Below are 13,621 nucleotides of genomic sequence, written 5' to 3'. Positions count from 1 at the left end.
CCGCGGGCCCGCGCGGGGCGGACGCTCAGACGCCGAGCGCCTTCTCGATGATCGCGGTCAGGAGCTCGCGCACCTGGCCGGAGGAGAGCACCGCGGCCATGACGCCGCCGAAGGCCGCGGCGGCGAGCACCACCATGGCGTACTCCACGGTGGTCGCGCCGAGGTCCGGGTCCCCGGTCCGGACGGGCGGGCGGGGCGCCGCCCCGGTGCTCCGGCGGGGAGCCGGCGCGACGGGGTTGCCGCCGGCGGTGCCCGGGAGGCTGCGGCGCCTCCGGGCGGGACGGGGCGCGGTGATCTGGTGCTGGGACATGACGGTCCTCTCGGTGCGGGGTGGGCTGGAGCGGGGTGACAGGTGGGACGAGGACGGGCGCGATGAACCCCGGGGGCGCGCGGCTCCGGGCGCGGCGGGTCATCCGAACACCTCGGGCACGAGTCCCATCACGACCGGCAGCACGCCCCAGCAGACGAAGGCCGGGAGGGAGCACAGTCCCAGGGGCAGCACGAGCTGGACGGCCAGCGACTCCGCGGCGCGCTCGGCCCGCCGGTAGGCGGCCCGCCGCACCTGGGCGGCCTGCGCGCGCAGCGTCCGGGCCGAGGGCGCCCCGGACGTCGCGGTGAACGCGAGCGCCTCGTGGTAGTCCGCCAGGTGCGCGGGCAGCTCGCCCGCCGAGGCCCACGCCGTGTGCCACGGCAGCCCGAGCCGCAGCCGGGAGCCCACCCCCTCCAGGGCGGTGCCGGCGGGGTCCTGCCGGCACCCGCCCAGCACGGCCACGGCCTCCGCGAGGGGCAGACCCGCGTCCAGCATGGCCGCGGTGAGCTCCACGAGGACGCCCGCGGAGACGTGCGGTTCCACCGCACGGCGGGCCGCGGCCGGTCGGGGTGTCCCGGTCAGCCGGGCCCGGGACGGCAGCACGGCCAGCGTCGCGGCGGCCAGCAGGAGCAGCGCCGCGGCGGGCGCGACGAGGGCGGTCATCGCGCTCCCACCGCCTCGGCGCGGTGGATGAGCGTGCGCGTCCAGACCCGGCCGAGCACCGTGAGCACGGCACCGGCCACGAGCGCGGCCAGCCCCCACGGCGTGGTGAGCAGCGTGCGCAGCGGGTCGACGCCCATGAGCACACCCAGACCGATCCCCAGCACCGGCAGCCAGGTCAGGATCCGGACGGTGGAGCGCGGACCGGCCAGGGCGGTGCCGCGCGCCGCCTCGGCGTCGAGCTCCGCCTCGAGGGCGTCGGCGAGACCGCCGAGCAGGACGGCCAGGGGCGCACCGGTGCGCTCGGAGACCTCCCAGCACAGGGAGAGCTCAGCCGTGGTGGCCGCGGCCCGCCGCTCCAGCGGACGGTGGCCGAGCTGCGGGGCCGGGACCCCCGCCAGGGCGGTCGAGACGTCGAGCCCCAGCCGGGCGGAGGCCGCCACGGAGGTGCACAGCATCGCGAGGTGCCGGCCGGTGGCGGTCCGCCCGGCCCGGTGGCCGTCGGGGCCCGCCCCCTCGAAGGCCGCCGCCGGGGACCGGCCCGCCTGCAGCAGGGCGGCGAGCCGGCGCAGCAGGACGATCCACTCGGTGGCCTCCGCCTCGGCGTCGCGGACGAAACGGGCCCACCACGGGACCGCGGGACCTGCGGCGGACTCCTCCCGTCCGGCCGAGCGGACGCGGTGGGCCGGGCCCGCGAGCAGCACCGCGGCGCTCCCGGCGAGGCACAGGCCGAGGACGGTGCCGACGACCGGGGCCGCGCTCACGGCCGGCCCCCGGCGAGGTCCTCGCCGGACCCGGACGACCGTCCCAGCAGCGCGCACAGCCCGTCCCACCCGGGGCCGCGGTGCACGCCGTCGTGGTCCTGGACCGCGGCGGTCACCGTGACGAGGGCCCCGGCACGGTCCTCGAGCAGGGACACGGCCCGCACCTCGCGGCGCCCGCCCGAGCGGGCCACGTGCACGACCAGGTCCAGGGCGCTCGCGGCCTGCAGGGCCACCGCGTCCCGGCTCATGCCGGCCAGCGCGCCCAGGGCCGAGAGCCGGGCCGGGACCGCCGCGGCGGAGTTGGCGTGCACGGTGCCCGCCCCGGCGTGGCCCGTGTTCAGGGCCGTGAGGAGCTCGCGCACCTCGGCGCCGCGGCACTCCCCCACCACGAGCCGGTCGGGGCGCATCCGCAGAGCCTGGCGGACCAGCTCCGCCAGGCCGATGCCGCCCGCCCCTTCGGCGTTGGCGTGCCGGGCCTGGAGACCGACCACGTGGGGGTGCTCGGGGCGCAGCTCGGCGGCGTCCTCGATGAGCACGATCCGCTCGTGCTCCGGGGAGCAGGAGAGCAGGGCGTTGAGCACGGTCGTCTTCCCGGCGCCGGTGGCCCCGCTGACCAGGAAGTTCGCGCCGGAGCGCACGGCGCCCACGAGCAGCTCGGCGGTGCCGGGGTGGACGGTCCTCGCGGCCACGAGGTCCTGCAGGGACAGCGACCGCGTGCCGCGGAAGCGGACGGAGAGCAGGGTGCCTCCCGTGGAGACCGGCGGGAGGACGGCGTGCACCCGGTAGCCGGCGGCCGTCTGGACGTCCGCGCACGGGTGGGCGGCGTCGAGACGGCGCCCCGCCGCGGTGACCAGGCGCACGGCCAGGGCGCGCACCTCGGCGTCGGAACCGAAGGGCGACGGGACGCGGCGCACCCCGGACTCGGTCTCGAGCCAGACCTGCTCGGGCCCGTTGACGTAGACGTCGGTGAGCCCCCGGTGCGGCAGCAGCGGCTCCAGGGGGCCGAGGCCGGTCAGCTCGGCGCGCACGGCCTGCACGGCGCGCAGGGTGCCGGCGGCCCCGAGCACCCGGCCGCTGGCGTGCACGGCCTCGGCGATGTCGGTGTCCGTGACCGGCCCCGGGACGGACAGCAGCCGGTCCCGCACGTCCTCCAGCAGGGCGGTCGGCAGGGTCGTGGGCAGGGCCGCCGGTGGAGCCGCCGGAGCGACCGGCCCGCCGGGGAGCACGGCGCTCACGGGGCCGCTCCCACCGCACCGAGCAGGCCCGCCACGTCCCGGGCGAGCCGGCGGGACCGGCCGGCCTCGAGCAGACGGCCCGTCTCCGCGGCGTCCGGCACCGCGCCGGAGAAGCGCAGGGAGCCGGCGACGGCCAGCCCGGTCGTGGCGGCGGCGAGCGCGTCGTCGACGTCCGCCACGTTGAGCCCGGCCGGCACCAGACGGGCGGTGGTCCCCGTCAGGAGGCCCGCGGCCCACCGGGCGGCGAGCACGCCGCGCACCGTCCGGGGCGTGAGCACGAGGACCTCGTCGCACAGGGCGGCGGTGTCCGCCGTGCCCGGCCCCGCCCGGCCCAGGTCGACGACGACGAGGGCCGCGGCCCGGCGCAGCGCCTCGAGCACGGCGGCGTACGGGGCGGTGGCGCCGTCCGGCAGCGACCGGTCCCAGGAGAGCCAGCGCAGGCGGCCCGTCCGGGCGAGCGCCGGCCACAGCTGCTCGGCGTGCACCGTGCCGCCGATCCGGAGCAGGTCCGGCCAGCGCAGGCCGTCCTGCTCCTCGAGGCCCAGCAGGACGTCGATGCCGCAGCCGGCGCGGTCCGCGTCCACCAGGACGGCAGGACGCTCCGCGTGCGCGGCGCGGTCGGCGAGCCAGCACGCCAGCGTGGACGTGCCGGCCCCGCCCACGGCGCCGAGCACGCCCAGCACCCGTCCCGCGCCGCCGGGGCCGGTGGTGCCGCCGGGCCGGGCGGTGAGCAGGTCGGCGAGCCACCCCGCGGCGTCGGGCAGCACCGCCACGGCGCAGCCGCCGAGGTCGGCCGCCCGGTCCCAGATCCCGGGGTCCTCGGGCCGGCCCACGAGCACCGTGCCCGGCCGGACCCGGCCCCGCACGGCGTGGCGCACGTCCACGAGGTCCATGTCCGCGATCGTGCCCGTCGCCGGCCCGCCGGGCGGGTCGGCCAGCAGGACGGCGCCGGCGGCGGCGCACACGCGCTCCACCGTGCTGTGCAGCCCGGCGTCGTCGCTGACGAGGCGCACGGTGCGCGCGCGGGCCGCGGCGGCCGGGAGCGGCGGGGCGGGGCGGCGGGCGGCGGTGCTCATGGCCCCACTGTCGGCCCGGCCCGGGCGGGTCCGTCCCGGCGGCGGCGCCGGTGTGGACGGAGCAGGGGGTCGCCGCGGCCCCGGGGGCGTGTGCAGTCCGGGCGCCGGCGTAGCGTGACGGACCCGTGCAGGACAATGGCCGGATGCACATCGTGGTGGGACCAGCGCAGGACGGCCGGGGCGGGCACCGGGTCCAGGAGCTGACGGGCGCCGGGGACCCGGACGGGCCCGGCGTGGACGTGCCCCCCGGGGGGCTGGCCGCGTTCGTCGCCGAGCGCGAGGAGGCCGCGCGGCGGGCCGGGGCCACGCCGCCGCGCTGGACGTGGGAGCGCACGGGCGCCGTCTATCCGCAGCTGCTCGCCGCCGGTGCCCGGGTGGAGCGCTGCCACGACCTGCGGCTGTGCCAGGCGATCCTGGCCACGGCCGCCACCGCGCACGGGTCCGGCGCCGAGGGCCCGCTGCCCTACGAGCCGGTGCTCCCGCCGCTGCCCGCGGACGAGGCGCCGGGCCTGCTCCCGCCGCCGTCCCCCGCGCAGGACCAGTCCAGCCTGTTCGAGCTCCCCCGCGCCTCCGGCCCGGACGTGGCGGTGCTGGCCGCGGAGCTGCGGGCGCAGCTCGCGGCGGTGGCGGGCGCCGTGGACCCCCGCCGGCTGACCCTGCTGCTGGCCGCGGAGTCCCAGGGCGCGCTGATCGCCGCGGAGATGCAGCACGCCGGGGTGCCGTGGCGGGAGGACGTCCACCGCGCCCTGCTGGAGGACGCGCTGGGCCCCGAGCCGGCGCCCGGGGAGCGGCCCCCGCGGATGGAGGCGACCGTCGCCCGGCTGCGGGAGACGCTGCACGCGCCGGGGCTGAACCCGGACTCCCCGCAGGAGCTGCTGAAGGCGATGCGGGCGGCGGGGATCGACGTGACGAGCACCCGGCAGTGGGAGCTCGTCGAGTGGGCCCGGGCCGTGCCGGGTCTGGCCGCCCGGCGCCAGGCGCTGATCGAGCCCGTGCTCGAGCACAAGAAGCAGGCGCGGCTGCTCAGCGCCAACGGCTGGCACTGGCTGGCCACCTGGGTGCGGGACGGCCGCTTCCGCCCGGAGTACGTGGTGGGCGGGGTGGTCACCGGTCGCTGGTCGGCCCGAGGCGGGGGCGCCCTGCAGATCCCGCACGTGGTGCGGGACGCCGTGCGGGCGGACCCGGGGCGCGTGCTCGTGGTGGCGGACGCGGCCCAGCTCGAGCCCCGCGTCCTGGCGGCGCTGGCCCACGACGACGCCCTGGCCGCCGCGTCCCGGGGCCGGGACCTGTACCAGTCCATCGCGGACCTCGGCGAGGAGCGGGGCTCCGAGCTGACCGAGCGCCCGCAGGCGAAGGTGGCGATGCTGGGCGCGATGTACGGGGCGACCACCGGCCAGTCGGGCCGGCTGATGCCGCACCTGGCCCGGATGTTCCCCCGCGCCGTGGACTACGTGGAGCGGGCCGCCCGGGTGGGCGAGACCGGCGGGCAGGTGCACACGCACCTGGGCCGCTGGTCCCCCCTGCCGGGCCCGGCGTGGGACGCGGCGCAGCGGGACAACGCCACGGAGGAGGCCGAGCGGCGCGCCGGGGCGATGGCCCGCGGTCAGGGCCGGTTCACCCGCAACTTCGTGGTCCAGGGCACGGCCGCCGAGTGGGCCGTGTGCTGGATGGGCGCCATCCGCTCCGCCCTGGCGCGGGAGGGCGTCGACGCGGAGCTCGTGTTCTTCCTGCACGACGAGGTCGTGCTGCACTGCGCCCGGGAGGACGCCGGGCGGGCGGCCGAGCTGGTGCGCGAGTGCGCCGAGCGGGCGGCCCGGCTGGTGTTCGGGCGGATCCCGGTGGAGTTCCCCGTCAGCGTGGCCGTGGTGGAGTCCTACGCGGACGCGAAGTGAGCCGCTGCCGGGGCGGACGCCGGCGCGGGTCCCGGCGCCGGGCTCAGCACAGGTCCCGGTAGGGGGCGCCCGCCACGTGCCGGCGCCACTCGTCCTCGGTGATGGGGTCGCCCCGGCCGGCGCAGATCGCCTCGACCGCGTCCTCGGCGTCGACCAGCCAGCTGCGCACCACGCCGTCGTCGCCCGTGGCGACCAGCCGGTCCCCGACGAAGCGCACGTCGTTCATCCGGTCCCCGGAGGCGGACAGCGCCGCGTGCACGGCCAGGTCCGCGGCGCCCACGGACCACATCCACACGAACTTGTCGCCGGAGGCGCCCGCCAGCAGGGTGCCGTCCGCGGAGAAGTGCAGGCCCTTGACGGAGGACAGGGCGTCCGAGGTCTCCGCCACGGGCCGGGGGGCGGCGGGGTCGGCGACGTCCCACAGGCGCACCCGGCCCCCCTCGGTGCCCACGGCCAGGAGGTCCCGCACCGGGGAGAACGCGATGGAGGTGGCCACGGAGTCGAGGGCGAGCCGCGCGGTGCGCCGGGGCGCCGCGGGGTCGGAGACGTCCCACAGCCCCACGCCGCCGGTGTCGTCCGCGGCGGCCAGCAGCGTGCCGTCGGCGTCGAAGCGCGCGGCCTCCGTGCCCTGGAGCGGGATCGTCGCCACCCGCCGGACGGGCCCGTCGGCGTCGCGGCGCAGGAGGGCGATCTCGGAGCCGACCTCCGACCACGTCGCGATGGTGCCGGCGTCGGACGTGACGTCGGCGCCGGTGATGCCCGCGTCGATGGCCTCCGCCCGCTCGGGGGCCTCCGGCCGGCCCCCGTCCAGGGGCCACACGAGGACGTCGCCGTCCTCGGTGCCCCCGGCCACCAGCGAGGCGTCGGGGGCCACGGCCCCCGCGTACCAGAGGGTCTCCCCGGCCGGGGCCTCCGGGGGCGGCAGCGGCCGGGGATCGTCCCCCGTGACGTCGAAGAGGGAGACGACGTCGGAGCCGATGCCGACGGCGCTCAGCACGGTGTGCCGCCGGTCCGTGGAGAGCTGGTACACGGGCTCGCCCCGCCGCTCGATGACGGGCCCCGGTCGCTCCCACGCCCGGGTGGTGCCGTCCTGGGAGGTGGTGAGCACCCGGTCGCCGACGCGCAGGGCGCTGGTGACCCGGGCGGCGGTGGGGAAGGAGTCCACGCGGGTCAGGTCGGAGAGCCGGTGCACGTAGGCGCTCTGGTCGAAGCTGGCGGCCACGACGTGCTCCCCGTCCGGGGTGAACGACACGTCGCTGATCCAGCTGCCGAAGTCCGTGATCGTCCCGGAGCGGACGACCTGCTCCTCCTCGACGTCGTAGAGGCGCAGCTCGCGGGCGCTCAGGCCCGCGGCGAGGCGCGCGCCGTCGTCGTCGAGGTCCAGGGACCGGACGACCCGCCCGGTCGGGACCGGGTCGAGGCGCTCCGTGCGGGCGCCGTCCGTGGCGTACCGGGTGATCTCCCCGGACGTCCCGCCCGCGTAGACCGTGCCGTCGGGGGCCGCCGCGAGCGCCAGGACGTCGGCGTCCTCGCCCAGGGGCAGGGACGGCAGCCGCTCCGGGGCGCGGGGGTCCTCGATGCGCCAGCGCAGCACCTCGCCCCGGGCCCCGGCCAGCAGCTGCCGGCCGTCGGGCGAGAGGACCACCGCGTTGACCGGTGTCCGGGCGCCCACGTCGAGACCGCCCAGCCGGCGGGCCGGGCGCTCGGTGACGTCCCACAGGCTCACGTGCCCGCGTCCGCCCACGGCCGCGAGGACCCTCCCGTCCACGGCGCGCAGGTCCACGTCGCTCAGCCCGGGGGTGCCGTCGACCACGGCCAGGTCCTCCCGGTTCTCGTGCAGGCGGTCGCTGTCCCGCCACACGGACAGCCTCCCGTCCCCGGCCGCGCGCGCGACGACGGACCCGTCGTCCAGCGCCGCGAGCCGGGACGCGCCGTCGGGGCCGAGCCACCGCTCCGGGGCGTTCACCGCGGTGGCGTCGATCAGGGCGGAGGTGCCCTCGCGGGTGGGGGCCATCCGGTAGGCGGCGAGGCTCAGCTGCGAGGCGAGGTTGGGCGACTCGCCGCGGATCCGCGAGGCCTCGAGCGCGGTCTGGCGGGAGAGCGCCTCGTCGCGGGCGGTCTCCGCGACGGCCTGGAAGCGCTCCGCCCGGATGCCCAGGGCACCGGCCACCACGGCCGCGCAGACGGCCAGGGCGAGCAGGACGAGGGCCGCGTGGCCGCGCCGCTCGATCTCGCGGGCGCTGCGCTGCTGCCGCGCCAGGGCGTCCTCGTAGTGGCGCTCGCTCTCCTGCAGGTACTCGCGCTCGGCCGGGCTCAGCAGCGCCTGCTGGCGCGGGTCCCCGGTCCAGTCCCGGAAGGAGGCGAGCTGGCCCAGGGGGATCAGCGCGAGGGGGTCGCGGTCGTTGGCGAGCCACATCTGGGTGGCGCGCTGCAGCTGCTGGCGGACGTAGAGGTCGCGGCGGCTGTCCTCGATCCAGCGGCTGAGCCGGGACCAGTGGTCCAGGAGGGACTCGTGGCTGAGCTGGATCTCGTCCCGGTCGATGGTCAGCAGCCGGGCGCGGGCGAACTCCTCCACCACGGCCGCGCCGCCCTCCGGCAGCTCCTCCCGGAGCACCGGGGTGCGCACGACCGTGGCGGAGGTCCCGGTGCCGACCACGCGCACGAGCCGCAGGAACACCGCGCGGGCCACCTCCTGCTCGCGCGGGCCCAGGCGGGCGTGCACCTCCTCGGCGCGGCGCTCCACCGCCTCGGTGATGCCGCCCGCCGCGTGGTAGTCGGCCACCGTGAGCTCCCGGGTGCGGGCGTGCTCCCAGGTGCCGAGCATCGCCTGGGAGAGCATCGGCAGCAGGCCCACCCCGACCTCCGTGCCGCGGGGGGCGACGTCCCGCAGGATCACCTCGACCAGGTCCGGGGAGACGCGGGCGCCGACGGCCTCGGCGGGGCCCACGACGATCTCCTCGAGCTGCTCGCGGGTCAGCGCGCCGAGCAGCACGGGGCGCTCCAGGGCCGTGCGCAGCTCGGCGTGCCGGCTCGCGGTGCCGAAGAAGTCCGCCCGGAGGCCGACCACCACCACCCGGTCACGGCTCGCCGCGGCGAGCCGGTCGAGGTACCGTCCGGGCGCCTCGTCGTCCCCGGCGCCCGTCCACAGCTCCTCCAGCTGGTCGACGACGAGCAGGTCCGGGGCCGCCGCGACCGCCTCCTCGAGCCGGCCCACCGGGTCGAGGCCCGGGGTCGTGGCCACGGCCCGCCACCCGTGCAGTGGCCCGCCCTCGGACCGGAGCCGGCCGAGGAGCCCCGCACCCAGCAGCGAGGACTTGCCGGCCCCCGAGGCCCCCACCACGGCCAGGATGCGGAGCCCGCCGGCGGCCGCCAGCCGGACCACCCGCTCGCCGAGCACGGCGACCTCGTCGGTCCGGCCGAAGAAGTGGGTCTCGTCCTCGGGGCGGTACGAGCGCAGCCCGACGTACGGGGTGGAGTCCGGCCGCCCGGGGGTCCGGGACCGGTTGACGTCCTCCCACCACAGCTCCGCGGGGCGCTCCTCGGTCAGCCCGAGGGCCTCCAGCAGTGCCGTGAACTCCTCGCGCAGGGCCGGGCCGGGCAGGTGCGCCCCGCTGAGCCAGCCCTGGATGGTGCTGGCGGGCAGCCGGCACGACGCCGCGAGCGCCCGGACCGAGAGCCCCCGGCGGCGGCGCGCGGCGCTGAGCTGCTCGGCGAGCCGGGGCCGCTCGGGGCCGGGTCGGGACGAGGCCACCGGGGTGCCTCCTGGGGGTCGTGGACGCGGGGGACCCTGGCATCGTAAGGCGGCTTGCCGGCGCACCGGCAATGTTGCGCCCGGAGGAGCGGGCCGGGGGCGTCCGTGCTACAGGGGTGCGGGCAGGAGCCTGCCGGCGTCCCAGGGCACGGCCCAGCCCAGCGCGCTCAGCAACCGGTCCAGGAGCACGCCGGTGAACCCCCAGACGGTCACGGTGGACGCGGTGCCGGCCACGGGGACGGTGAAGGCGGGCGAGCGGTAGGTCTGCCGGCCGCGCGTGACGGTCGCGCAGTGCCGGTTGGCCGGGTCGATGAGGTCCAGCACGGGCACGCGGAACACGAGGGAGGACTCGGCGTGGTCCACCACGTCCACCGGCGAGACGTCCCGCCACCAGCCCAGCACCGGGGTGACGAGGTGGTTGGAGACCGGCAGCGGCACGGGGGCGAGGGCGCCGAGGACCTCCACGCCGCGCGGGTCCAGCCCGGTCTCCTCCTCCGCCTCGCGCACGGCGGCGCGCACGTGGGCCGCGCTGACCTCGCCGCCGGGCACGGTCAGCACCTCGTGCAGGTCACCGTCCTCGGGGTCCAGGCGCCCGCCGGGGAAGGCGACCTGGCCGGGGTGGGAGCGCAGCGTCGCGGCCCGCTGGACCAGCAGCACGTCGAGGTCCCGGCCCACGCCCTCGGCGTGCTCGGCGGCGCGCGAGGGGAGGTCGTCGAGCACCCCGAAGAGGATCAGCACGGCCGAGCGGCGGTAGTTCTCGTCGATCTGCCCGATCCGCCACGGCTCGCGGTCCTCCATCTGCAGCAGCCGGCCGTGGCGGGCCACGCGCAGCAGGTCCTGGTAGGCGTCGCCCACGGGACGTCCTCCTCTCCGGTCGGTGCCGCTCACGGGCTCAGGGGCCAGCCGTCGGCCTGCAGCTGGGCCCGGGTGCGGCCCGCCAGGAACTGCTCCAGCAGCTCCTCGCGGCCCGGGGCGAACTCGTACTTGAGCAGGGCCGCCGCCTGGGCCGTGTCCGTGGGGCCCTCGCCGTAGGACGGGCACAGGTCCGCGACGGGGCACACCCCGCACGCGGGCCGCCGGGAGTGGCAGATGCGCCGCCCGTGGTAGACCAGCCGCTGGGACAGGTCGGTCCAGTCGCGCGGCTCGAACAGGGCGGCGACGTCCCGCTCGACCTTGACCGGGTCCTCCTCCTCCGTCCAGCCGAAGCGGCGGGCGAGCCGGCCGAAGTGGGTGTCCACGGTGATCCCGGGGATCCCGAAGGCGTTGCCGAGCACCACGTTGGCGGTCTTGCGGCCCACCCCGGGCAGGGTGACGAGGTCCTCCAGCCGCGCGGGCACCTCGCCGTCGTGGTCGTCCACGATCTTCTGCGCCAGGGTCCGGACGGCCCGGGTCTTGGCCCGGTAGAAGCCGAGCGGGCGGATGATCTCCTGGACCACGGCCTCGTCCGCCTCGGCGAGCGCCCGCGGCGTGGGACAGGCGGCGAACAGCCGCGGCGTGGTCGCGTTCACGCGCACGTCGGTCGTCTGGGCCGAGAGCACCGTGGCCACGAGCAGCTCGTACGGGGAGCGGAAGTCCAGCTCGGCGACCGCGTACGGGTACGCCTCCGCGAGCACCGCGTTGATCCGGCGGGCCCGCCGCTTGAGCGCCAGCGGGGACTCCGCGGCACCCGTCCGGCGGCGCCGCGCGGCACCGGCGCGCGCCTTCGCGGGGTCCACGGCACGCAGGTGGGCAGGCGGGCGGGGCACGGCGGTGGGGACCATGCCCCGATTCTAGGCGGGCGGTCCCCGAGGCCCTCCGTGACCCGGTGCGGCGTGGCCCCTGTGGAACCGGGTGCACCGATCGTCTAGGGTGAAAACGACACTATGTGAGCTGTGACACGGACGTCCGGTGCCATCGGGGGTCCGTGCGCGGTGTGCCACGAGAAGGGAAGACCACATGGCTTCAGAGACCACGTCCGCCGAGAACAGGACCTTCGCCCCGGACCCCGAGTTCGCGGCCCAGGCCAATGCCACCGCCGAGCTCTACCGGCAGGCCGAGGAGGAGGGCGTCGACTTCTGGGGCCGCCAGGCGCGGGAGCTGCTGACCTGGAACAAGGAGTTCACCGAGGTCCTCGACTGGTCGAACCCCCCGTTCGCCAAGTGGTTCCAGGACGGCACCCTCAACGCGTGCTACAACGCCGTGGACCGCCACGTGGAGGCCGGCAACGGGGACCGGGTGGCCATCCACTTCGAGGGCGAGCCCGGCGACAGCCGCAGCTACACCTACGCCCAGCTCAAGGACGAGGTCTCGAGGGCCGCCAACGCCATGGAGAGCCTCGGCGTGACCAAGGGCGACCGCGTGGCCCTCTACCTGCCGATGATCGCCGAGGCGGTCATCGCGATGCTGGCCTGCGCCCGCATCGGCGCGATCCACTCCGTGGTCTTCGGCGGGTTCTCCGCGGACGCGCTGCGCTCCCGCGTCGAGGACGGCGAGGCGAAGCTCGTGGTCACCGCGGACGGGACCTTCCGCCGCGGCAAGCCCTCCATGCTCAAGCCGGCCGTCGACGACGCCCTGTCCCGCGGCGGCTCCACCGTGGAGCACGTGCTCGTGGTCCGCCGCAACGAGGCCGACATCGAGATGACCGAGGGCCGGGACGTGTGGTGGCACGAGGCGGTCGGGGCCGCCTCCGCGGAGCACACCCCGTCCGAGCAGGGCGCCGAGGACCCGCTGTTCATCCTCTACACCTCCGGGACCACCGGAAAGCCCAAGGGCATCATGCACACCACGGGCGGCTACCTGACCCAGGGCGCGTTCACCCACAAGAACGTCTTCGACCTCAAGCCGGAGACGGACGTCTACTGGTGCACCGCCGACGTCGGGTGGGTCACCGGCCACTCCTACGTCGCCTACGCGCCCCTGGTCAACGGCTCCACCCAGGTGATCTACGAGGGCACCCCGGACTCCCCGCACCGCGGTCGGTTCTGGGAGATCGTGCAGAAGTACAAGGTGTCGATCATGTACACCTCCCCCACCGCGATCCGCACCATGATGAAGTGGGGCGAGGAGATCCCGGCGGAGTACGACCTCTCGTCCCTGCGGGTGCTCGGCACCGTGGGCGAGGCCATCAACCCCGAGGCGTGGACCTGGTTCCACCGGGTCATCGGCGGCGGCCGCTGCCCGATCGTCGACACGTGGTGGCAGACCGAGACCGGCGCCATCATGATCTCCCAGCTGCCGGGCGTGACGGTCGCCAAGCCGGGCTCCGCCCAGGTCCCGATGCCCGGCATCAAGGTCGACGTCGTGGACGACAACGGGCAGTCCGTGGAGAACGAGACCTCGGGCTTCCTCGTGCTGCGCGAGCCGTGGCCCTCGATGCTGCGCACCATCTGGGGCGACGACGACCGCTACGTGGACACGTACTGGTCCCGGTTCGGCGAGATGTACTTCGCCGGCGACGGCGCCAAGCGCGACGCCGACGGCGACGTGTGGATCCTCGGCCGCGTGGACGACGTCATGAACGTCTCCGGCCACCGCCTCTCCACCCCGGAGATCGAGTCCGCCCTCGTCTCCCACCCGTCCGTGGCCGAGGCCGCGGTGGTGGGCGCCACGGACGAGACCACCGGGCAGGCCGTGATCGCGTTCGTCATCCTCTCCGACCAGGCCGACGCCGAGGGCCGGGACAAGGCCGAGCTGGCCGAGGAGATGCGGGCGCACGTGGGCAAGGAGATCTCCCCGATCGCCAAGCCCAAGAAGGTGCTCATCGTCCCCGAGCTGCCCAAGACCCGCTCCGGGAAGATCATGCGCCGCCTCCTCAAGGACGTCGCGGAGGACCGGGAGGTCGGCGACGTCTCGACCCTCGCGGACCAGACCGTGATGCAGCAGATCGTGGACTCCCTGGCGAAGTAGTCCGCGTCCCACGCTCCGCAGCGCCCCCTCGCTCCTGCCGTGCGAGGG

At 77.0% G+C, this 13,621-nt stretch carries 10 protein-coding genes; 2 read left to right on the top strand and 8 right to left on the bottom strand.

Features of this window, described 5'->3' with window-relative positions:
- Positions 1 to 25: 25 nt before the first annotated feature.
- The 5 genes from ACFU0Y_RS12160 to ssd form a co-directional block, all read right to left on the bottom strand.
- Positions 26 to 310 (bottom strand): DUF4244 domain-containing protein, encoded by a 285-nt coding sequence (locus ACFU0Y_RS12160; protein WP_380214780.1) that lies wholly within the window; start codon positions 308 to 310, stop codon positions 26 to 28.
- A 99-nt stretch (positions 311 to 409) separates the two neighbouring features.
- Complete coding sequence (locus tag ACFU0Y_RS12155; RefSeq protein WP_380214779.1) at positions 410 to 973, bottom strand: type II secretion system F family protein; 564 nt, start codon at positions 971 to 973, stop codon at positions 410 to 412.
- Positions 970 to 1,734, bottom strand: a complete 765-nt coding sequence (locus ACFU0Y_RS12150; RefSeq protein ID WP_380214778.1) for a type II secretion system F family protein — start codon at positions 1,732 to 1,734, stop codon at positions 970 to 972. Before ACFU0Y_RS12150 ends, ACFU0Y_RS12155 begins: the two co-directional genes overlap by 4 nt.
- The gene (locus ACFU0Y_RS12145; RefSeq protein WP_380214777.1) at positions 1,731 to 2,969 is read right to left on the bottom strand and encodes a TadA family conjugal transfer-associated ATPase; all 1,239 of its coding nucleotides are present in this window, start codon (positions 2,967 to 2,969) and stop codon (positions 1,731 to 1,733) included. The genes ACFU0Y_RS12150 and ACFU0Y_RS12145 overlap by 4 nt, the downstream gene beginning before the upstream one ends.
- Positions 2,966 to 4,045, bottom strand: a complete 1,080-nt coding sequence (ssd, locus tag ACFU0Y_RS12140) for a septum site-determining protein Ssd (RefSeq protein ID WP_380214775.1) — start codon at positions 4,043 to 4,045, stop codon at positions 2,966 to 2,968. The genes ACFU0Y_RS12145 and ssd overlap by 4 nt, the downstream gene beginning before the upstream one ends.
- A gap of 143 nt (positions 4,046 to 4,188) precedes the next feature.
- Between ssd and ACFU0Y_RS12135 the strand changes: the two genes are divergently transcribed.
- The gene (locus ACFU0Y_RS12135) at positions 4,189 to 5,937 is read left to right on the top strand and encodes a bifunctional 3'-5' exonuclease/DNA polymerase (RefSeq protein WP_380214774.1); all 1,749 of its coding nucleotides are present in this window, start codon (positions 4,189 to 4,191) and stop codon (positions 5,935 to 5,937) included.
- A gap of 43 nt (positions 5,938 to 5,980) precedes the next feature.
- Here ACFU0Y_RS12135 and ACFU0Y_RS12130 read toward each other — a convergent pair whose 3' ends face one another.
- The 3 genes from ACFU0Y_RS12130 to nth all read right to left on the bottom strand — a co-directional run bounded on the left by ACFU0Y_RS12130 (position 5,981) and on the right by nth (position 11,448).
- Complete coding sequence (locus tag ACFU0Y_RS12130; RefSeq protein ID WP_380214773.1) at positions 5,981 to 9,688, bottom strand: helix-turn-helix domain-containing protein; 3,708 nt, start codon at positions 9,686 to 9,688, stop codon at positions 5,981 to 5,983.
- Between the two features lie 108 nt (positions 9,689 to 9,796).
- The gene (locus tag ACFU0Y_RS12125) at positions 9,797 to 10,543 is read right to left on the bottom strand and encodes an NUDIX hydrolase (protein WP_380214772.1); all 747 of its coding nucleotides are present in this window, start codon (positions 10,541 to 10,543) and stop codon (positions 9,797 to 9,799) included.
- A 29-nt stretch (positions 10,544 to 10,572) separates the two neighbouring features.
- A complete protein-coding gene (nth, locus tag ACFU0Y_RS12120) occupies positions 10,573 to 11,448 on the bottom strand; it encodes an endonuclease III (protein WP_380214771.1) in 876 nt (291 codons plus the stop codon).
- 175 nt (positions 11,449 to 11,623) lie between these two features.
- Between nth and acs the strand changes: the two genes are divergently transcribed.
- Positions 11,624 to 13,573 (top strand): acetate--CoA ligase, encoded by a 1,950-nt coding sequence (acs, locus tag ACFU0Y_RS12115; RefSeq protein WP_380214770.1) that lies wholly within the window; start codon positions 11,624 to 11,626, stop codon positions 13,571 to 13,573.
- Positions 13,574 to 13,621: the final 48 nt, after the last annotated feature.

It is taken from the genome of Kocuria sp. NPDC057446 (assembly GCF_042802875.1).
Taxonomy (GTDB): Bacteria; Actinomycetota; Actinomycetes; order Actinomycetales; family Micrococcaceae; genus Kocuria.
The sequence above is the reverse complement of the archived record's forward strand: the minus strand, read 5'-3'. Positions and strand labels throughout refer to the sequence as shown.